General features: G+C 35.4%; 12 protein-coding genes and 6 pseudogenes. 14 read left to right on the top strand and 4 right to left on the bottom strand.

The features are described from left to right. Positions 1 to 712 precede the first annotated feature (712 nt). The 4 genes from Y7E_RS0105825 to yknW all read left to right on the top strand — a co-directional run bounded on the left by Y7E_RS0105825 (position 713) and on the right by yknW (position 4583). The gene (locus Y7E_RS0105825; protein WP_017150350.1) at positions 713 to 1903 is read left to right on the top strand and encodes an efflux RND transporter periplasmic adaptor subunit; all 1191 of its coding nucleotides are present in this window, start codon (positions 713 to 715) and stop codon (positions 1901 to 1903) included. Then, on the top strand, positions 1900 to 2580 hold the full coding sequence (locus Y7E_RS0105820) for an ABC transporter ATP-binding protein (RefSeq protein WP_017150349.1): 681 nt from the start codon (positions 1900 to 1902) through the stop codon (positions 2578 to 2580). The genes Y7E_RS0105825 and Y7E_RS0105820 overlap by 4 nt, the downstream gene beginning before the upstream one ends. Then, positions 2577 to 3776 carry an ABC transporter permease gene (locus Y7E_RS0105815; protein ID WP_017150348.1) on the top strand — a complete coding sequence of 400 codons (1200 nt, stop codon included), beginning with the start codon at positions 2577 to 2579 and terminating at the stop codon, positions 3774 to 3776. The genes Y7E_RS0105820 and Y7E_RS0105815 overlap by 4 nt, the downstream gene beginning before the upstream one ends. A gap of 108 nt (positions 3777 to 3884) precedes the next feature. Beyond that, positions 3885 to 4583 (top strand): YknW family membrane protein, encoded by a 699-nt coding sequence (yknW, locus tag Y7E_RS0105810; RefSeq protein WP_017150347.1) that lies wholly within the window; start codon positions 3885 to 3887, stop codon positions 4581 to 4583. Between the two features lie 278 nt (positions 4584 to 4861). Here the strand turns inward: yknW and Y7E_RS0105805 are convergent, their stop codons facing one another. Next, on the bottom strand, positions 4862 to 6298 hold the full coding sequence (locus Y7E_RS0105805) for an IS4 family transposase (RefSeq protein WP_017150272.1): 1437 nt from the start codon (positions 6296 to 6298) through the stop codon (positions 4862 to 4864). 149 nt (positions 6299 to 6447) lie between these two features. Here Y7E_RS0105805 and Y7E_RS0105800 point away from each other — a divergent pair, with 149 nt between their 5' ends. The 3 genes and pseudogenes from Y7E_RS0105800 to Y7E_RS0105775 all read left to right on the top strand — a co-directional run bounded on the left by Y7E_RS0105800 (position 6448) and on the right by Y7E_RS0105775 (position 8944). Beyond that, positions 6448 to 7155: an IS6 family transposase gene (locus Y7E_RS0105800; RefSeq protein ID WP_017150346.1), complete on the top strand. Its 708-nt coding sequence runs from the start codon at positions 6448 to 6450 to the stop codon at positions 7153 to 7155. 61 nt (positions 7156 to 7216) lie between these two features. Continuing rightward, positions 7217 to 7519 (top strand): annotated as a pseudogene (locus tag Y7E_RS0105795) (IS4 family transposase); the annotation flags it as partial. Positions 7520 to 8266: 747 nt separating this feature from the next. Further along, positions 8267 to 8944 (top strand): annotated as a pseudogene (locus Y7E_RS0105775) (IS6 family transposase). A 123-nt stretch (positions 8945 to 9067) separates the two neighbouring features. Here Y7E_RS0105775 and Y7E_RS0105770 read toward each other — a convergent pair. Then, positions 9068 to 9562 carry a hypothetical protein gene (locus Y7E_RS0105770; protein WP_017150343.1) on the bottom strand — a complete coding sequence of 165 codons (495 nt, stop codon included), beginning with the start codon at positions 9560 to 9562 and terminating at the stop codon, positions 9068 to 9070. A gap of 286 nt (positions 9563 to 9848) precedes the next feature. Continuing rightward, a pseudogene (locus tag Y7E_RS31420) lies at positions 9849 to 10517 on the bottom strand (IS6 family transposase). A gap of 142 nt (positions 10518 to 10659) precedes the next feature. On the opposite strand from Y7E_RS31420, the gene Y7E_RS0105755 reads away from it, so the two are divergent. Continuing rightward, entirely contained in the window at positions 10660 to 11367 is a 708-nt protein-coding gene (locus tag Y7E_RS0105755) for an IS6 family transposase (protein ID WP_017150340.1), read from the top strand. A 147-nt stretch (positions 11368 to 11514) separates the two neighbouring features. Here Y7E_RS0105755 and Y7E_RS0105750 read toward each other — a convergent pair whose 3' ends face one another. Beyond that, positions 11515 to 11886, bottom strand: a complete 372-nt coding sequence (locus Y7E_RS0105750) for a hypothetical protein (RefSeq protein ID WP_017150339.1) — start codon at positions 11884 to 11886, stop codon at positions 11515 to 11517. 219 nt (positions 11887 to 12105) lie between these two features. Between Y7E_RS0105750 and Y7E_RS29185 the strand changes: the two are divergent. From Y7E_RS29185 to Y7E_RS0105705, 6 genes and pseudogenes are all read left to right on the top strand, one after another. Next, positions 12106 to 13155: pseudogene (locus Y7E_RS29185) on the top strand (IS4 family transposase); the annotation flags it as partial. A gap of 513 nt (positions 13156 to 13668) precedes the next feature. After that, positions 13669 to 14976 carry a group II intron reverse transcriptase/maturase gene (gene ltrA / locus Y7E_RS0105735; RefSeq protein WP_017150336.1) on the top strand — a complete coding sequence of 436 codons (1308 nt, stop codon included), beginning with the start codon at positions 13669 to 13671 and terminating at the stop codon, positions 14974 to 14976. A 143-nt stretch (positions 14977 to 15119) separates the two neighbouring features. Further along, a pseudogene (locus Y7E_RS0105730) lies at positions 15120 to 15512 on the top strand (IS4 family transposase); the annotation flags it as partial. A gap of 440 nt (positions 15513 to 15952) precedes the next feature. Further along, positions 15953 to 18397: a SpaA isopeptide-forming pilin-related protein gene (locus Y7E_RS0105720; RefSeq protein WP_017150333.1), complete on the top strand. Its 2445-nt coding sequence runs from the start codon at positions 15953 to 15955 to the stop codon at positions 18395 to 18397. Between the two features lie 224 nt (positions 18398 to 18621). Continuing rightward, a pseudogene (locus Y7E_RS29180) lies at positions 18622 to 19308 on the top strand (IS6 family transposase). A gap of 324 nt (positions 19309 to 19632) precedes the next feature. After that, complete coding sequence (locus Y7E_RS0105705) at positions 19633 to 20319, top strand: IS6 family transposase (RefSeq protein ID WP_017150330.1); 687 nt, start codon at positions 19633 to 19635, stop codon at positions 20317 to 20319. The last annotated feature ends 176 nt before the right edge of the window (positions 20320 to 20495 follow it).

The following is a 20495-nucleotide window of genomic DNA, read 5'->3' as shown; positions in this document are numbered from 1 at the left end:
ATTATCCAATCCTAAAAACCTTATAAACTAATATTAGACATATAATATAATTCAAACAAGACTATTTTTAAAATGAATTCTTTGATACAATTACTAAGAATTAACATAAAAGGTTAACTTTGTTTACTTTTTATGATATATATTATTAGCAGAATTAACTAGCAACACAGAATTAACTAGCAATTAAACTAACTCAAATCTCTCCTAGATAACCAGACTAATATACTTCTCTTTTGAACAGATACGTAACAATATAAAAGCTACAGAAATCATACCTATAAGGGATTACTCCTAAATAAATGTTTAAACATCGTTTATGAGGTTCGAACAAGATAAATGATTTGTTGTAACAGAACCATTTGAAATCCATAGTATTGGTTCAAAAACATATTAACTTGACCTAATTTTTAGTTCTCTATGCTGAACCCGCTATAATTTTTAAACCTCTATAAGCTAACTTTCAAATTCCCTCAAAACTCATATAATATCTTTATATAAAAATAAATAAATTTAAATTGCAATAAAAAAATAGTTATGAAAAATTTAGATTATCCAAACTTGTTCTCAAATAAAATTTCATACTAAAATCTTAATTTGAAATTATATATTCGAATAAACTAGCCAAAAAATAATCAATCCTCACGCAAGATTGATTATTTTTTAAAAAGTATATATAATCCAAAAAGTATATCATCATGAAAGGGGATGCATTATGTTACCAAATACAACGCGGACATCAAACAAAAAGAAAAAATGGATTATCATTGGAGTTATTGCGCTAATTGCTGCCATTACAGCTATTAATATCTTCTTGCTGCAAGGAAAAAATAAGAGCAAAGAAAAGACTGAATATATCCATTTTGAAAAAGTAACAGAACGTAAGCTAAACAATACTAAATTGATTTCTGGACAAGTAAAGCCTGGAAATATCGAAAGTTTCTACGCGGATTCCACAAAAGGGAAAGTGAAGAATATTGAGGTAAAAGAAGGGCAATCAGTAGAAAAGGGAACGAAATTATTCTCTTACGATAATGAAGAAATTAATCTTCAAATGAAGCAAGCAGAGCTTGATCAGAAGATGGCTGATATGCGTTATGATCAAGGGAAAAAGAAGATTGATTCGTTGAAGAAAGAAATTAAGAAGGCAAAAGATAGCGGAGCTGGGAAAGAAGTAACAGATCCGATGGAAGAGCAAGTAAGTGAGTTAGAAATAGCGCAAAAAACAACTGATCTTGAGAAAGAGAAAGGGAAGTTACAGAAAGAAGAGTTAAATAAAAAGCAGAAAGAGCTTACGATTTATAGTAATTTTGCTGGTGTTGTTCAAAAGTTAGATAAAGATGCGGCGCAAAGTTCATCTCAAGCGTTAGGTGGACAAGGAAAGGCATTTTTACAAGTTGCTTCTAAAGACCCGTTCCAAGTTCAAGGGACTTTAACAGAGCTTCAGAAGTCACAAATCCAAAAGGATCAAACATTCACTGTAACTGCGAAAGCAAATAATAAGAAGAAGTGGACAGGTAAGATTACAGAGGTAAGTGAATTCCCAACAAGTGCAGAGATGGGTCAAGCTGGTGGTGTAGGTGAAGCAACTCAAAATATGTCCCAATATACATATAAAGCAAGTCTTGATAGTCAAGACGGTTTATCTCCAGGTTACCATGTTTCATTACAAGTAAACTTAGAGAATAAGACGATGATTGCTGTTTCAAGTAAGAGCATTGTAGAAAAAGACGATGATGCATTTGTTTATATCGAAGAAAAAGGAAAGCTTCGTAAACAAAATGTGAAAAAAGGTGCTACTGATGGAGATTGGACAGAGATTACTGAAGGCGTAACAGTGGGGCAAAAGGTGGTTAAAAATCCTTCCGACAATGTGTATGACGGAATGGAAGTGAAAGAGAAATGATTACGCTAAATAATATTGCTAAGACGTATTATCAAGGAAAGCTTGCGGTACCGATTTTGCATGGTATTAGTTTAACGATTCAGAGTGGTGAGTTTGTTTCGATTATGGGGCCTTCTGGTTCTGGTAAGTCAACGCTTATGAACATTATTGGTTGTTTAGATCGTCCAACAGAAGGCGAATATATGCTGAATGATGTGAATATCTTAACAGCAGACGAGTCAAAGCTTGCTTTAATTCGTAATGAATATATCGGCTTTGTATTCCAGCATTTTAATTTACTGCCACGTCTTTCTGCGGTGGAAAATGTTGAACTTCCGCTCGTATATGGTGGCGTGAAGAAAGCAGAACGTCGTAAGCGTGCCTTAGAGGCGCTAGGTAAAGTTGGATTAGCGGATCGCGTACATCATTTACCGAATGAATTATCGGGTGGACAAAAGCAACGTGTAGCAATTGCAAGAGCGATTGCTAATAATCCAACGTTCATTATGGCTGATGAGCCGACGGGGGCGCTTGATACGAAGTCTGGTGAACAAGTTATGGATATTTTCACAAAGTTAAATGCAGAAGGTACAACCATTGTTATGGTTACGCATGAAGAAGAGGTAGCAGCGTATTCTTCCCGCCGCATTGTACTACGAGACGGGAAAATTACAGAAGATAGCAGGTGTGCAGTATGAGTTTACTAGATAGTATAAAGATTGCCCTATCTTCTATTCTAGCTCATAAACTACGCTCAGCCCTGACAATGCTTGGGATTATTATTGGCGTGGGCTCTATTATTACCGTTGTTGCGATTGGACAGGGTGGGGAAGCTACATTGAAGTCACAATTTGTTGGAGCTGGTAATGGTGTAGTTTCCATTCACTATACTGCTGACATGAATGATCCATTTGGTATGGAATCGATGGGACAACCTAAATTGATGGAAGAAGATATTTTTGAAATCAAAAAAATCCCAGCGATTACACATGTGATTAAGACGAATTCAAGTATGGAAACACTTGATGTCAATGATAAAAAAGATATGGTGAATATTAAGGGACTGGATAGTGAATATTTCACTGCAAATAAAATTAAATTATTAAAAGGCCGTTCTTTAAATGATACAGATGTTGAGCAAGGAAATAATGTTATTATGATTAGTTCAGGTGTGGAAGATAAAGTATTTTCAAAAGAAAATCCAGTTGGCAAGATCATTGAAATAAAAGGACAGCCAATGCAAATTATAGGTGTATATAAAGCTGAGGGTGGTTTTTTGGGAACTGGGGATTCCGAAGTTCTAATTCCACTTACATTATGGCCAACATTATATGGAACTGATGAAATTCAAAATATTTCTGTTCAAGCAAAAAATGTCGACGACCTAGATAATGCTGGGAAAAAGGCAGCTGATGTATTAAATAGTCGTAAACCAAGTGAGTTTACGGGTAAATATGAAGTGATGAATTTAAAAGAAATTCAAGAAGGAATTTCAAAAATGACAAATATCATGACAATGATTATTAGTGGGATTGCTGGTATTTCACTAGTCGTTGGTGGGATTGGTGTTATGAATATCATGCTCGTATCTGTAACAGAGCGTACGCGTGAAATAGGGGTACGTAAAGCACTTGGTGCAACACGTGGTAAAATCTTGTTGCAATTCTTAATTGAAGCAGTTATGTTAACACTTCTTGGTGGTTTAATTGGTATCGGTCTTGGATATGGCGGGGCATATATTGTTTCGACATTTGCGAAATGGCCACCGCTTGTTTCATGGGAAGTTGTTGTTGGAGGCGTATTATTCTCCATGACACTTGGTATTATTTTCGGTTTAATTCCAGCGAATAAAGCTGCAAAATTAGATCCAATTGAGGCACTTCGTTACGAATAATTTACTAGTGTAATAGAGATAAGTACCTCTATTATTCATACATATTGTTCGAGTGAATTTTTCGAATTATCCTTTAAGAGGATTATATAAATAGAAGGAGGCGCTATAATGGAAACGAATATGAACATACAAGATGTAAGTGTGAAAAAGCCATCATTATTTGGAATGATTACATCTCCTGGATTACAGTTTGAAAGAATGAAAACAAGTAAGAGAGTTTGGGGTGTATTCTTCTTAGTAGCACTGTTACAGGGGCTGCTCGGTGGTTTAAGTGCTTATGTTATGAATACCTCACCTGAGATGCTTAAAATAAAAAAAGAATTGGGTGAAATTGCTGGTCAAAGTTCACTTACAACAGAAGTTATTTCTGGAATCGGATCAAGCTTTGCTGGTGCAATAGTTGGAACACTATTTATAGCAGCTATTTATAAAATATTTATGATGTTCTTTGGTAATGATACGCCTTACAAAACCTTATTGAATATTGTAGTTTATACAAACATTGTCCTTATTATTGGTGGACTTGTTAATACAATTTTAAGTCTAATCTTTGGTACTGGAATGACTCAATATACGAGTTTAGGGTTATTATTTACGGAAGGTACATTTGCATATGGAGTTGGTAATACAATTGAAGTATTCTATGTATGGAATTTAGTCTTAATTTGGCTTGGATTACATATTACAGCTGGATTAAGCAAAGTGAAAGCATCGATTCCAATTATTATTCTATTCATTATTAAAGCGTTCTTCTTAGCGGCAATTATTGTATTAATAGCTAAGTTTTTACCAGGTATGCCAATGTAAATAAATTAAGTCATTATAAATAAGTTTAGTAAAAGATTTGCAACATTAATAACCGGTTCCTTAACATACAAGGTACCGGTTATTTTGTGTCTGAAATGTGTCTAAAATGTGTCTAAACGTACAATTTTCTTTTTTTGATATGGTGACCCATGCCCATCAACTTAAGAGCGGAAACAAAATGAACTTTTGTTCATATGAACTAAAAAACTCTTAAAATATTTGATGTCCTTAAAAGTAAGCACACCGAATAAACCCTAACGGGTTTCATTTTTAAAAAATTATGCAACTTTCTTTTGTTTTCTCAATCCACTATACTCATAGACAACACCCATAATATCAAAGACAGTTTTCTTCTCATATCTGTGGGATTTCCGTCCATTCCTCTGTAAAAGGTTGAACAGGCGGGTTAGGATCTTTGTTATCTCTTGGTTGTTTTGCTGTATTGCTTGATATAACAGAAATAGATGATCTTGGATCATCCCAATCGCTTTATATTCGCTTAATTCTCTTTTCTTCTTTTGTAAAAGCAATTGACGCATTTTAAACATAGTAGAGGAACATAGGAAAATAGCGATTAGATTTCCATATAATTGGCACTCTAATCGTTCCTGTTTTACATTACGATAATGGTCTATCTTGAAGAGTGATTTCCACGTTTTAAAGACAATCTCTATTTGCCAACGTAAAGTATATAATTCATGTACCTGTTCCATCGGAACCCATTCCCAAGGTGTATTCGTCACATACACGTTTAATCCAGCTACCAATTTACTTTTCTCTGAGTACGCTCTATTTTTAGACTTTTCTTTTTCCGCAATCTTCGCTTGCCGCTTTTGAAGTTGCTTTTCTGTTAATCGATTAAAAATAACACGTGCAAATAGTTGTTGTTTATCACCGATATAAGCATGTTTTAATTCAAATGTTTCTCCTGGCTGTAGTTGGTTTAGAAGCCGCTTCACATCGATCTGTATGTATTCCGATTGCTTCTTAATAGCACCGTTTTTAAAGTATTCTGGATTTGGATTTTTCATATATACATTCGTATTTAATTTTAAACGAGACACATAGTATGTACCTCGTTGATCCATTTGGTCTAAGTCTTCCAATGAAAAATAACCTAGATCACGAATACATAAATCTCCTGGTCGTAAGGTATCTAAGCACTCCGTGCCAAATGTTTTGTCATTATTTTTTCCTGGTCCAACTTGAAAGTTAAGAAATTCCCCACTGTGCAGATCATATTCTAATTGAATTTTGATTCCGGCTGTTTGAGCACAGCCTCCAGAGCCTGGATATACATTATCTAAATCATTTGGCACCTGAAATACGGTGGCATCTAGGATACGGATTCGTCCAAAATAAGTGAAGAGATGGTTAGAAATTTGCGTTTGTTCACATATTTTTTGTTGTAACAGTAAAGAAAAAATATGTTGTAAAAACAAAACTGCTTTAGCGTTTAAACGCTTATTTAAGCCCTCAGGGCTGAGTAAAGTACCAGTGGCTGCATGAAGCCTACTACATAATCGTACTAAGGGATCACTTGCTACTCGTTGACTGATCCAAATACAAATCGTAGCTAAGTCTGAGCCAGAAAACTTACGTTTTCGCTTTATAAATCCGATTTCTCTTGCAAGTTTTTCTAAAAATACAGGTGTAATATATCGCTGTAACTCTTCCGCAAACGGTTGTAGTTCATCTTGAATCGAGAGGTTCATAAGAAAACGTCATCCTTTCTAATCTAGCTTGTTTAGAAAGAATAACGTTTTTGGATACTTGGGGGTATTAAAATCTCTGGTTCTGGTGCAAAAAATCTAAGAAGCTTGGACATACTGATATTATCAATCTATAAAGGATGTGTATCCGTATGAAAAAGCCAACAGAATTTAAGTGGAAACATTACGAACCCGAAATTATCTTACATGTAGTACGCTGGTACCTCCGGTACAGTCTGAGTCTTCGTGATCTCGTAGAGATGATGGAAGAGCGTGGAATATGCGTAGCACATACTACGATTATGCGCTGGGTTCATCAATATGGACCAGAACTTGATAAACGCATTCGTCCGTATTTAAGGAGAACCAATGACTCCTGGAGGGTAGACGAAACTTACATAAAAGTAAAAGGACAGTGGGTGTATCTATATCGTGCAGTAGATTCTGAAGGGAACACGATTGATTTTTACCTAAGCAAAACTAGAGATGCGAAATCAGCTAAGCGCTTTTTCAAGAAAGCCTTGGCTTCTTCCCATGTGTCTCAACCTCGTGTCATTACGGTGGATAAGAATCCGGCTTATCCAGTGGCAATTCAAACATTAAAAGAAGAGAAACGTATGCCTGAAGGCATACAGCTAAGGCAACGTAAATATCTTAACAATATCGTGGAACAGGATCACCGTTTTATAAAGAAGAGAGTTCGATCCATGTTAGGATTGAAATCATTTCGTACAGCTACCTTGATTTTGAGTGGCATCGAAGCTATGCATATGATAAAAAAAGGGCAACTTCACCAAAGGGTGAACTATGCCCAAAATGAGGTTGAAGTCATTCATAAGTTATTTAAGTTAGCTGCTTAATCTCAAGGTTAATAGGATATTACTATTCTATGGTTCTAGCGAATTATTTTTGCACCAAAACCAGCTAATCGCTATTTTCCTGTGCTCCTCTACTATGTTTAAAATGCGTCAACTTCTTTTGAAAAAGAAGAAAAGAGAAATAAGCGAATATAAAGCGATTGGAATGATTCAAGATCATTTACATCTGTTGTACCAAGCTATACGACAAAGCACCATAGACATAACAAAGATTCTAATCCGCCTATTCCACCTCCTAGAGAAGAATGGACGGAAATCTCATAGATATGAGAAAAAGACAGTCTTTGATATTATGGGTGTGGTCTATGAGTATAGTGGACTTGGAAAACAAAAGAAAGCAGCATAATTTTTAAAAATGATACCTATCTAGGTTTATTTGGTATGCTCATTTTTAAGGACATAAAATATTTTAAGTTTTTTTTCGTTCATATGAACGAAAGTTCATTTTATTTTCCTTCTTAAGTTGATGGCGATGTATGGTGACCCCTAGCAGCATAAAATACAATTCCGCTATAAATATATGCGCTATATTCTCTTTTATTTTATCTTTGCACCAGAACCCATACATTTTCACTAATTCATTATGATATCGGTGTTGATTTAAAGTGTTTTGTACGAAATGAACAGATGGAATTTTTTTGGGGTGAAAATACAATGAATCTTTCCATTTTTTAATTCACACAATTTTCGAAATTAAAATCTTCAAATGTTAATATTTGTTATATAATGAAATTGTCATATCAGTCTTCAAGTAGTTTCCCTGTTGTGTCTGTTGAAATATGTTGTTTTACCCTTGCTTTCATTATCACAAGAAGAACTTGTAGTGATTCCTACAAGTTCTTTTTGTTTTTCTTATTGAATTGGAGAAGAAACTTTCAAATAAATTTTCACCATAAAAAGGAATAAATATTTTCCACGTTTCGTAGCATAGTAAAACTGTAGGAGGTGATGCATATGGCAAACAAGAATAAAAGAAATAATAATGAAGTATTGGTTCAAGCGGCTCTGGTGCAAAAACTTCAGGGAAATTGCAAATAATCTGTAAATCTTGGACATACTGATACTATTACTCTAAAAAAGGTGTGTGATCGGTATGAAAAAGGAAAATTTGTTCAAATGGAAGCACTATCAACCTGATATTATCTTATTAACGGTAAGATGGTACCTACGGTACAACCTAAGTTTTCGTGATTTGGTGGAAATGATGGAGGAACGAGGTTTGTCTATTGCTCACACCACTATTATGCGTTGGGTGCATCAATATGGACCTGAATTAGATGAATCATCTTAAGACAACAAATGATTCCTGGGAGTCGATGAAACGTATGTGAAAGTAAAAGGGCAATGGATGTATTTATATCGCGCAGTCGATTCAGAAGGAAATACCATTGATTTTTATCTAAGTGAATCAAGAGATAAACAAGCAGCCAAGCGCTTTTTCAAGAAAGCTTTGGCTGCTTCTCATATTTGTAAACCTCGCGTAATAACAGTAGATAAGAACCCTGCCTATGATGTAGCAATTCAAGAATTAAAAGAAGAGAAACGTATGCCTGAAGGCATACAACTAAGGCAAGTTAAATATCTCAATAATATAGTGGAACAAGATCACCGTTTCATTAAGAAACGTGTACGTTCTATGTTAGGATTCAAGTCATATGAAGCGGCCACTTCTATATTGAGTGGCGTTGAAACCATGCATATGATGAAAAAAGGACAACTTCACTTACAGGTGAAGTCTGCCCAAAATGAAGTTAGATTCATACATAAATGATTTGGAATTGCATCATAATCTACCATTGAACAGTCTATGCAGGTTTCTATGCCTCTATCAAATGATTTTTGCACCAGAACCTTATTTTGTTAGGTTGGTAGCAATGTGGTGCGCCTAGGGTTTTCAGAAGATAGAGACAATTTGTTTAGCTAAAGTTTTTAATCCATCTATTGTTAAGAGTGTTAATAAATCAGTAAGAGAAAAAGATAAGTTTGATTGAATAGGAATTAACGACTTCAAACCCCCACTTGTAACAGACTCAATTTTTTTAACAGTATCAGGTGAAAATGATTCAAATAAATCTTTCAGATCTTGTGCTTGTTCACGGCTACACCCTAAGGATATAGCTGTTTCTAAATGAAATGAATACTTTCCTGATTCTGTAATGGACAATGCTTGATTGTTGAGTTTTTGTGCTTTAAGTATTTTTTCACTTGAAATACTTTTAATTATTAATTTTAATTGTTCGTTATTGAATGTGGATTTTATAGTCCATTGATTTTTTATTTCTTCTTGATTTAGAATTTTAGCTTGTGTATTAGAACTAGAAAATCCAAATAAAGTAGTTATACCAAAAGCTAAGGCTACCGAGTAAGATGATAGTTTTTTACAATTCATATTTTAACATTACCTCATTTCAATAATAAGATACTAACAAACATATATTACCATTTCAAGCGTTATTTGTGTGCTATTTATTTTGAGAAATAAAATACTGAATATTCATAATTTTATTGATGTTATTAGTGTAGCTTTGTAAAAAAGTTTGATTATTTTATAATATCCTTTTCAATAATCATCATCGAGAAGCACGGTAATATCGGACTAAAGGCTCTGTTGCAAAGTTCTTTAGCAGATAAAAAGTCAAATTCAGTACAATCAAATTTTATACAATAGTAAGTAATCACTGTAATTCATTGTACGTTGAAAAACCGAAGTTTGGCCACAAACTTCGGTTTCGTTTATATAGAGCATGAATGGTTTCGATGCCTTTCAAGGTACGGGAAGCGTGGCGAAGATTTTGAAATCCTGCGGATTTAGCAAAGAGTAGCTTTATATGTCTATGATCCTGTTCAATACGATTGTTCAAATAATTGCTTGTATAATGAATAGTACGTGTATAAAAGCCTTGTTCCTTTAACTTGTTCAATGCACAAAGTAATGCTGGAGCTTTGTCTGTTACGAGAACCATCGGTTCTCCAAATATTTTCACTAATCTTTTCATAAAAGCATATGCCGCTTGATGATCTCGTTTTTTACGAAGTTGAAACTCTCATGTATTCCCCTCTTTATCGATTGCACAATAGAGATAACACCATTCACCTTTAACTTTTATATAAGTCTCATCCAACTTCCACGATCGTTGTACATGCTTATTTTTCTTTTTCCAAATTTGGTAGATTACATTTCCATACTCATGAACCCAGCGCATAATGGTTGTAGGATGAACGGAGACACCACGTTCTCTTAGGATTTCAGATACATCGCGATAGCTTAAAGAAAAACGACGATAGTAGCCCACGGCTACTAAAATAATATCTTTCTTGAACTGTTTTCCTTTAAAGTATCGCATTTGTGATTCTCTTTGTACTTTTTTTCTAGAGTGTAGCCTCATTTAGAAAACTTGGTTCTGGTGCAAAATTTCAAAATATATGCAACTGATCTAGTAAACTTGGACATACTGATAGTATGACTCTAAAAAAGGTGTGATCAGTATGGAAAAGGAAAATTTGTTTAAATGGAAGCATTATCAGCCTGAACTAATCTTATTAACGGTAAGGTGGTACCTACGGTACAATTTAAGCTTCCGTAACCTGGTGGAAATGATGGAGGAAAGAGGATTATCAATGGCTCACACCACCATTATGCGTTGGGTTCATCAATATGGACCTCAATTAGAAGAGAAAGTACGACATCATCTTAAATTAACAAATGATTCGTGGAGAGTCGATGAAACTTATATTAAAGTAAAAGGTCAATGGATGTACTTATATCGTGCAGTTGATTCAGAGGGTAATACAATTGATTTTTATTTAAGTAAATCAAGAGATAAACAAGCAGCCAAGCGCTTTTTCAAGAAAGCCTTGGCTTTTTCGTATGTTTCTAAACCTCGCGTGATAACAGTAGATAAGAACCTTGCCTATCCTGTAGCCATTCAAGAGTTGAAAGAAGAGAAACATATGCCTGAAGGCATACAACTAAGGCAAGTTAAATATCTCAATAATATAGTGGAACAAGACCACCGGTTTATTAAAAAACGAGTTCGTTCTATGTTAGGATTAAAGTCATTTAAAACAGCAATCTCTATATTGAGTGGTGTTGAAGCCATGCATATGATGCAAAAGGGGCAACTTGTTTTACCGGACAAGTCTGTCCAAAACCAGAAAGAATTTATTCATAAATTGTTTGGCTTAGCTTCATAAGATAGAAATGAAGAGAAAATTGCTACTCTATGTTTCTAAGTAATATTTTTGCACCAGAACCAGTATTTTCACTATCCCCAAGTATAAAAAATGTTATTTTTTTTAAACCAGATAAATTATTTTTCATGAAAACTGGTTTAAACTAAGTTACCCTACCATAAAATCAAGATAGGATTTATCTTCACCAAATTGTTCATTTAAAATCAAATCCTCCGAAATCATATAAGTTCCAAATAAATCACCCTTTTTGATTTCAAAATAACATGTCTTTTTTGTAATTAGACTTGTTTTCTTTTTTATATTCTCTCTAGTGATTTCTATCCAATTAATATTGTTTTGATTTTTATCTTGTTGCATTACTTTTGTGGCCCATATCGTTTTATCATTTTTAATTATAATAACGATATTGTTTTGATGCAGTTTGCCAGGATTAACATGAGCCATAATTGCATCTGTGTATTGAGCAATAAACCCTCCAATACATTCTACATTCTGTTGATCTATGATTTTCTGGATCATTTTTATTTCCCCCTTCAATTAATTAAAAATAATACTTTCTTTTGAAAAATATGTACAAACCAATACAAGTAACTTTAACATAATCTACCTATAGATGTGCCAAGAAAATTACAAGTTGGGTAGCACCAATACCCATCAAGTTAAGATAAATTTGTATCCATATAACGAAAAAAACACTATATTTTTTTGTAGAAATTACAGAAAGGATGACGCTTTCTTATGAATCTCTCGATTCAAGATGAACTACAACCATTTGTAGAAGAATTACAGCGATATATTACACCTGTATTTTTAGAAGAACTTGCAAGAGAAATCGGATTTATAAAGCGAAAACGTAAGTTTTCTGGCTCAGACTTAGCTACGATTTGTATTTGGATCAGTCAACGAGTAGCAAGTGATCCCTTAGTTCGATTATGTAGTAGGCTTCATGCAGCCACTGGTACTTTACTCAGCCCTGAGGGCTTAAATAAACGTTTAAACTCTAAAGCAGTTTTGTTTTTAAAACATATTTTTTCTTTACTGTTACAACAAAAAGTATGTGAACAAACGCAAATTTCTAATCATCTCTTTTCTTATTTTAGTCGAATCCGTATCTTAGATGCTACCGTCTTTCAAGTGCCCAATGCTTTAGAGAATATATATCCAGGCTCTGGAGGGTGTGCACAAACAGCCGGAATCAAAATTCAATTAGAATATGATTTGCACAGTGGGGAATTTCTTAATTTTCAAGTTGGACCAGGGAAAAATAATGACAAAACCTTTGGTACAGAGTGCTTAGATACCTTACGGCCAGGAGATTTATGTATTCGTGATTTAGGTTATTTTTCATTGGAAGACTTAGATCAAATGGATCAACGAGGTACATATTATATTTCTCGTTTAAAACTAAATACGAATGTATATATGAAAAATCCAACTCCAGAATACTTTAAAAATGGAGCCATTAAAAAACAATCGGAATACATACAAATCGATGTGAAACAGATTTTGAAACACCTACAGCCTGGAGAAACATTTGAATTAAAACATGCTTATATCGGTGATAAACAACAACTATTTGCACGTGTTATTTTTAATCGATTAACAGAAGAGCAACTTCAAAAACGACGAGCGAAGATTGCAGAAAAAGAAAAATCTAAAAATAGAACGTACTCAGAGAAAAGTAAATTGATAGCTGGATTAAACGTGTACGTGACGAATATACCTTGGGAATGGGTTCCGATGGAACAGGTACATGAATTATATACTTTACGTTGGCAAATAGGCGTGTCCAGATAAGGACACATTATCTAGTTGGTGAAAGTCCAATCGGGAGAATAGACTCCACTCCCGTAGCCTGAGAGGCGCCATGAAGTGAAAACAACATAGCGAAGCCCTCTGACATCACATGCAAAAGGCATGTGGGCAAATCTCCAGGTTGTAACGTACAGTGAACGTAGACGTAGCCTCGTTACACGCAATTCCGGTGGCTGAGACGGTCGATAACGTGCGAAAGCAGCAAGAACTGACCGAAACGAGTCTGAAACGGCAGTTCTCACCGGCGGGGTATCAGCGGCGACATGGAGAGAAAGATAATGTGGAAACTGGAGAAGCCCTCGACACCCGATGAAGAAACCTCATCGAGGAGACCGTCTCTATAACCGCGACCGGGAAGTGAGACCGGTAGGTGTCAGGGTGGCGGAACGGATCGTAGTACCAGAGATCTGCGTGCAGTAAAACGCGTGGGGAGGGAAGGGTCCGAACCTGTAAATATTTCGTACGACCAAAGGAGGCAAGGGTGCCATGACAAAAACACCTATTACTTTGCAGGAACTAAGGCGACGAATCTATCAAAAGGCGAAGTCTGAACCTACGCATCGGTTTTGGGGGCTATTTTCCCACATTACCAAACTAACAACCCTCCACGAAGCATATCAGCATGCGAGGAAAAACGGCGGTGCCCCAGGTATCGACGGTCAAAGTTTCGCTGATATAGAACTAGAGGGAGTTATACCGTTTCTAAAGAACATCCAAGCAGAACTGCAGGCTGGAACATATCAACCACAAGCTAATCGTAAAGTAGAAATCCCAAAAGCAAACGGCAAAATGCGGACACTGCAAATCCCGTGTATACGGGACCGTGTGGTCCAAGGAGCGCTAAAACTCATATTGGAAGCTATCTTTGAGGCTGATTTCTGCCCAAATTCCTACGGATTCCGACCAAAACGCTCCCCGCATCAAGCGCTGGCAGAAGTGCGACGCAGTGTGCTGCGTCGTATGACCACAGTCATTGATGTTGATTTGTCACGTTACTTTGATACAATCCGGCATAACATCCTACTGAGGAAAATCGCAAATCGTGTCCAAGACCACCAAGTTATGCGCCTGGTAAAACAGGTGGTAAAAGCGACAGGAAAGATTGGAGTCCCGCAAGGGGGACCGTTCTCGCCACTAGCGGCAAACATCTACTTGAATGAGGTAGATTGGACATTTGATGCCATTCGGCGTAAAACGACGGAAGGCAACTATGAAGCTGTGAACTATCACCGATTTGCCGATGATATGGTTATCACCGTAAGTGGACACTCCAGTAAGCGGGGGTGGGCTGAACTGGCACTGCGACGACTGCAGGAACAATTGGAGCCTTTGGGAGTTGAACTGAATCTTGAGAAAACTCGGATGGTCGATGTCTTACAGGGAGAGTCTTTTGCCTTTCTGGGATTTGATTTCAGGCGAGTACTGAACCGAAATAAGACCCGACACTTCATATGCATGACCCCAAAGAAGAAAGCCCGTACGGCAGTGAAAGCAAGAATCCGCGAACTCATTCAAAACGCAGGAGCCAAAACAGCACAAGACTTAGTAAAACAAATCAATGCAGTACTAACAGGATGGGTGAACTACTTTCGAGTTGGAAACTCCAGCGGAGCATTTAGCGAAGTGCGTGATTATACGGAGATGAAAATCCGTACACTGCTGACAAGAAGGAAACGGCGACGAAAGCGTAGTATCGGATGGCAGAGATGGAGTAATGAATATCTCTATGGTGTACTGGGGCTCTACTGGGACTGGAAAGTCCATTCCCTTAAAAGTGCAGAGGGATACCGATGAAAGTGTCTGCCATTTGATAGGTCTCATAACCCTTTTGATGAAGTTTATGGGGTGAGCTGCTTGAGGGAAAACCTCACGAGCAGTTCTTATGGGGAGGGGCTGGAGACGGGTCATAACTGATACCGCGCCAGTTCTTTACCCGACAGATTATCTTTAAAACGTGGAAATCACTTTTCAAAATAGACCATTATCGTCATGTAAAACAGGAACGATTAGAGTGCCAATTATATGGAAAGCTAATCGCTATTTTCCTGTGCTCCTCTACTATGTTTAAAATGCGTCAACTTCTTTTGAAAAAGAAGAAAAGAGAAATAAGCGAATATAAAGCGATTGGAATGATTCAAGATCATTTACATCTGTTGTACCAAGCTATACGACAAAGCACCATAGACATAACAAAGATTCTAATCCGCCTATTCCACCTCCTAGAGAAGAATGGACGGAAATCTCATAGATATGAGAAAAAGACAGTCTTTGATATTATGGGTGTGGTCTATGAGTATAGTGGACTTGGAAAACAAAAGAAAGCAGCATAATTTTTAAAAATGATACCTATCTAGGTTTATTTGGTATGCTCATTTTTAAGGACATAAAATATTTTAAGTTTTTTTTCGTTCATATGAACGAAAGTTCATTTTATTTTCCTTCTTAAGTTGATGGCGATGTAGCCAACGGCTATTAAAATAATATCCTTCTTGAACTGTTTCCCTTTAAAATATCCCATCTGTGATTCTCCTCGTTTTCTTTTTCGAAAGTGTAGCTTAGTTTAGAAAACTTTGCAACAGAACCGTTTTTTATATAATCACTATGTTTTAATGTAATAATAAATTATAATAAATGCTAAAAAATAAAAAAATATTTGGAAAAATAATTTAATATTTGTAATTATTTGTTTTATAATGGTAATTGATTTGTTGTGATTATTTTAAATATTTTAATAATCACTTGAAGAAATTTATTTCGGGAGGTTTCAAAATTGGGAAAAAGAGTTGTTGTTAGAGTTTTTGCATTACTATCAGTACTTGCATTATTCCTTAATGTGTTTCTACCAAGGGCTAGTGCAGAGATTATGACTCACGAAAAGTATTCGATGAACTGGAGTTATAGCAATAGTTTAGGAAAGTATATTAGAACTGAAATAATCAAGAATTCAAGTGGTCAAATTGCATATTGCTTAACTCTTGGATTAAAGTCACCAAATGGTGAAGATCTACCTGAAATGGGGAAAACAGATAATGTTGTATATAGAGTTTTATTAAATGGTTTCCCACAAAAGAGTGTAGAACAGCTGGGTGTTGCGAATCAGAATGAAGCACATTATGCCACTCAACTTGCTGTTTGGAATGCTTTAGGTCAACTTGATGTAAATGAATTGAAGCATGAAAATAAAAATGTTGAGAAAGCAGCTAAAGCTATTATAGATGCTGCTAACAGAAGTGAAGATACACAGGATATCTTCATGAATGTAATTCCAGCTGAAAAGCAAAAAGCAGAATTAAAGGGTGATTTCTTTGAAACCAACTTATATACAGTACAGACCAATGCTAAAAGTGGTTCTTATAAGGTTGTAACAAAAGATGCACCTAATGGAGTAAGAGTTGTTAATGAAAATGGCGAAGTAAAAGATCAACTTTCTGTTGGAGAAAAATTCCGCATTCAAATCCCTAAAAATACAAAAACGGGCGGATTTAACCTAAGTGTTTCTGCCAATTTGACAAAAGTTCAAGCAATTGCTTATCGCGGAACTGATACAGTTCAGGATGCTACAGTATTATTAGAGAAAAATGAAGAAAAGCTTAGTAGTAATCTTGCGGTAAACTGGGAAGCGGCTGGTTCTTTAAAAGTTAAGAAAGTAGGAGAAAACGGTGAAGTACTAACAGGAGCAGTATTTGAAGTATTTAATGCAAATAATGAATCTGTTGGTAAGATTACTACAAATAATGAGGGTATTGCAGAACTGAACAACTTACCTATTGGTACGTATACTGTAAAAGAAATTAAAGCACCATCAGGCTATGTGTCAGGTGATAAGCCACAAGCTATTGAAGTAAAGACAGGAGAAACTGGAGCTATTCAAGTAGTAAACAGTAAAATAAAAGGGAATATTGAAATTAAAAAGCTGAGTGACTTAGGCAAAATTTTACCTAATGTAGAATTTACGGTCTTTACTGAAGATGGAAAAGAAGTGGAAAAAGTAGTAACTAACGAAAATGGAATTGCTAAAGTTGATGGACTTACGTATGGTAAATACTACTTCTTAGAAACAAAAACACCAAACGAATATGTTGGAAACAAAACAAAATATCCATTTGAAATTAAAGAACACAATAAAACCCTTACTTTTACAGTTGAAAACACTGAGGTGAAAGGCAGTGTGAAGCTATTAAAAGTAGATAATGAAGATATCAGTAAGAAATTAGAAGGCGCAGTATTTGAATTAAAAGATGCAAGTGGTAAAGTAATCGGTGAATACAAGACAGATAAAAACGGTGAAATTAACGTTAAAGATTTAGCTTATGGTAAATATTCATTTGTAGAAAAGGCTTCTCCAAATGGTTATGTTCTTGTTACAGAACCAATTACGTTCGAAATAAAGGAACATGGCAAGATTATTGAATTATTGGCTGTTAATCACCTGATTAAAGGTGGTCTTGAAATTACAAAAGTAGATGTAGCAGACGGTAACAATAAACTATTGGGTGCAGAATTTACTATCTATAATGAAGCAGGAAAAGAAGTAGTAAAAGGAAAAACAGATGATAAAGGTATCGCGAAATTTGAGAAGCTACCGTATGGAAAGTATACGTACAAAGAAACAGTTGCGCCAAATGGTTATGTAATAAATGAAGAAACATTCTCGTTCGAAATTAAAAAAGACGGGGAAATTATTAAACACGTAGTAGAAGATAGAAAGATTACAGGAACACTTGAAATTACGAAGGTAGATGTTGCAGATGGAAACAACAAGATTCCAGGTGCAGAATTTACTATTTATAATGAAGCAGGAAAAGAAGTAGTAAAAGGAAAAACAGATGATAAAGGTATCGCGAAATTTGAGAAGCTATCGTATGGAAAGTATACGTACAAAGAAACAATTGCACCTGCAGGATATCTTATTAATGAGGAGACTTTCTCATTTGAGATTAAAAAAGATGGAGAAATCATCAAACATACTGTAAAAGATCAAAAGAAACCAGTTACTCCTGGTACGACACAAAAGCCAGAAGATAAAACACCACAAAAAGAGCATCCAGTAGAACAGGTAAAAGAACAACCACAGCCTAAGAAAGAAATTGAATCAAAATTTGGATGGTTACCACAAACAGGTGGCACTAACCTTGCAAGTTGGATTTCAATTGCAGCAGGAGCAATGTTATTATTGATTGGTGGGGTAGTATTCTTAAAACGTAAAAATGCGTAGGAATTAAAGAATGAGCACATCCCTTTCATTTATAAGAGGATGTGCTCATTTTCTTATATAATAAGGGATATATGAATGGTATGTATGGTTCTGGTGCAAAGTTTCCGAAGATATAAAGAGATGGGGAATATTGTGGACCAGTTTTATGAGACTATTAATGGTTCTGTTGCAAAGTTTTCTAAAGGAGGCTACACTCTAGAAAAAAAGAACAAGGAGAATCACAAATGCGATACTTTAAAGGAAAACAGTTCAAGAAAGATATTATTTTAGTAGCCGTGGGCTACTATTGTCGTTTTTCTTTAAGCTATCGCGATGTATCTGAAATCCTAAGAGAGCGTGGTGTCTCCGTTCATCCTACAACCATTATGCGCTGAGTTCATGAATATGGAAATCTTATCTATCACATTTGGAAAAAGAAAAACAAAAACATATTGTTATCTTGGCGTTTGGATGAAACCTATATCAAGGTGAAAGGGAAATGGTGTTATTTATATCGAGCAATTGATAAAGAGGGACAAACCCTTGATATTCAACTTCGTCAAAAACGGGACACACAAGCAGCATATGCTTTTATGAAAAGATGAGTGAAAATATTTGGAGAACCGATGGTTCTCGTAACAGACAAAGCTCCAGCATTACTTTGTGCATGGAACAAGTTAAAGGAACAAAGCTTTTATGCACGTACTATTCATTATACAAGCAAGTATTTGAACAATCGTATTGAACAGGATCATAGACATATAAAGCGATGCTTTGCTAAATCTGCAGGATTTCAAAATCTACGTCATGCTTCTCGTACGATTAAAGGAATCGAAACGATTCATGCTCTATATAAACGAAACCGGAGTTTGCGGCCAAACTTCGGTTTTTCAACGTACGATGAATTACAGCGATTACTTACTATTGCATAAAATTTGATTGTACTGAATTTGACTTTTTATCTGTTAAAGAACTTTGCAACAGAACCCTAAAAACTGATTTAAATAGGGTAAGTGAAGAAGGTCAGTTTTTTTTACGGATTCAAAATCCCAAAGCACCCACGACCCTTTCTTCACTTCTACTATATAAAAAATGGTTCTGGTGCAAAAATATTAGTTAGAAACATAGAGTAGCAATTTTCTCTTGATTTCTATCTTATGAAGCTAAGCCAAACAATTTATGAATAAATTGGTTCTGTTGCAAAGATTTCTAAACTAAGATAACCTGTAGAAAAAGTGTGAGCAGGAGAATGATATATGGGGTATTTTAAAGGGAAACAGTTTAAAAAAGATATTATTTTGGTAGCCGTGGGCTACTATTGTCGTTTTTCTTTAAGCTATCGTGATGTATCTGAAATCTTGAAAGAACGTGGTGTTTCGGTTCACCCAACAACCATCATGCGCTGGATTCATGAATATGGAAATCTTATCTATCAAATTTGGAAGAAGAAAAATAAAAACGTTCAATTATCTTGGAAACTAGATGAAACCTATATAAAAGTCAAAGGAAAATGGTGTTATTTATATCGTGCAATTGATAAAGACGGGCACACATTGGATATTCAACTTCGTAAAAAACGGGATCATCAGGCTGCCTATGCCTTTATGAAAAGATTAGTCAAAACGTTTAGAGAACCAGCGGTTCTCACTACAGACAAAGCACCAGCATTACTTTGCGCATTTAACAAATTAAGAGAACAAGGCTTTTATATACATACAACTCATTGTACAATCAAGCATTTGAACAATCTCATTGAACAGGACCATAGGCATGTGAAGCGATGTTTTTCCAAATCCGCAGGATTTCAAAATCTTCACCACGCTTCCCGTACCTTGAAAGGCATCGAAACCATTCATGCTCTATATAAACGAAACCGAAGTCTTGGCTCAGACTTCGGTTTTTCGACATACAATGAATTACAGGAGCTACTAACAATCGCATAAAATGTATAACTTTTTGTTGGCACCACTTAACCTTAACAAAACTTCGCAACAGAACCAGCCAATGTATAGAATTCATACTCGTGGAAACAGTATGAAGAAAGTTAAAGAAATAGAAGATGATTGGTACCCATATATCACAACTGATTGATTATAAGGTACATGCTATTAAAGCAATA

The sequence above is a fragment of the Bacillus bingmayongensis genome, assembly GCF_000299035.1.
In the GTDB taxonomy this organism is placed as follows: Bacteria; Bacillota; Bacilli; order Bacillales; family Bacillaceae_G; genus Bacillus_A; species Bacillus_A bingmayongensis.
This window is presented reverse-complemented; position numbering and strand designations above follow the sequence as displayed.

What these genes read in the sequence shown, in the direction of transcription:
- Y7E_RS0105825 (WP_017150350.1), top strand. Translation starts at nt 713, where the DNA reads ATGTTACCAAATACAACGCGGACATCAAACAAAAAGAAAAAATGGATT.
- Y7E_RS0105820 (WP_017150349.1), top strand. Translation starts at nt 1,900, where the DNA reads ATGATTACGCTAAATAATATTGCTAAGACGTATTATCAAGGAAAGCTT.
- Y7E_RS0105815 (WP_017150348.1), top strand. Translation starts at nt 2,577, where the DNA reads ATGAGTTTACTAGATAGTATAAAGATTGCCCTATCTTCTATTCTAGCT.
- yknW (WP_017150347.1), top strand. Translation starts at nt 3,885, where the DNA reads ATGGAAACGAATATGAACATACAAGATGTAAGTGTGAAAAAGCCATCA.
- Y7E_RS0105805 (WP_017150272.1), bottom strand. Translation starts at nt 6,298, where the DNA reads ATGAACCTCTCGATTCAAGATGAACTACAACCGTTTGCGGAAGAGTTA.
- Y7E_RS0105800 (WP_017150346.1), top strand. Translation starts at nt 6,448, where the DNA reads ATGAAAAAGCCAACAGAATTTAAGTGGAAACATTACGAACCCGAAATT.
- Y7E_RS0105770 (WP_017150343.1), bottom strand. Translation starts at nt 9,562, where the DNA reads ATGAATTGTAAAAAACTATCATCTTACTCGGTAGCCTTAGCTTTTGGT.
- Y7E_RS0105755 (WP_017150340.1), top strand. Translation starts at nt 10,660, where the DNA reads ATGGAAAAGGAAAATTTGTTTAAATGGAAGCATTATCAGCCTGAACTA.
- Y7E_RS0105750 (WP_017150339.1), bottom strand. Translation starts at nt 11,886, where the DNA reads ATGATCCAGAAAATCATAGATCAACAGAATGTAGAATGTATTGGAGGG.
- ltrA (WP_017150336.1), top strand. Translation starts at nt 13,669, where the DNA reads ATGACAAAAACACCTATTACTTTGCAGGAACTAAGGCGACGAATCTAT.
- Y7E_RS0105705 (WP_017150330.1), top strand. Translation starts at nt 19,633, where the DNA reads ATGGGGTATTTTAAAGGGAAACAGTTTAAAAAAGATATTATTTTGGTA.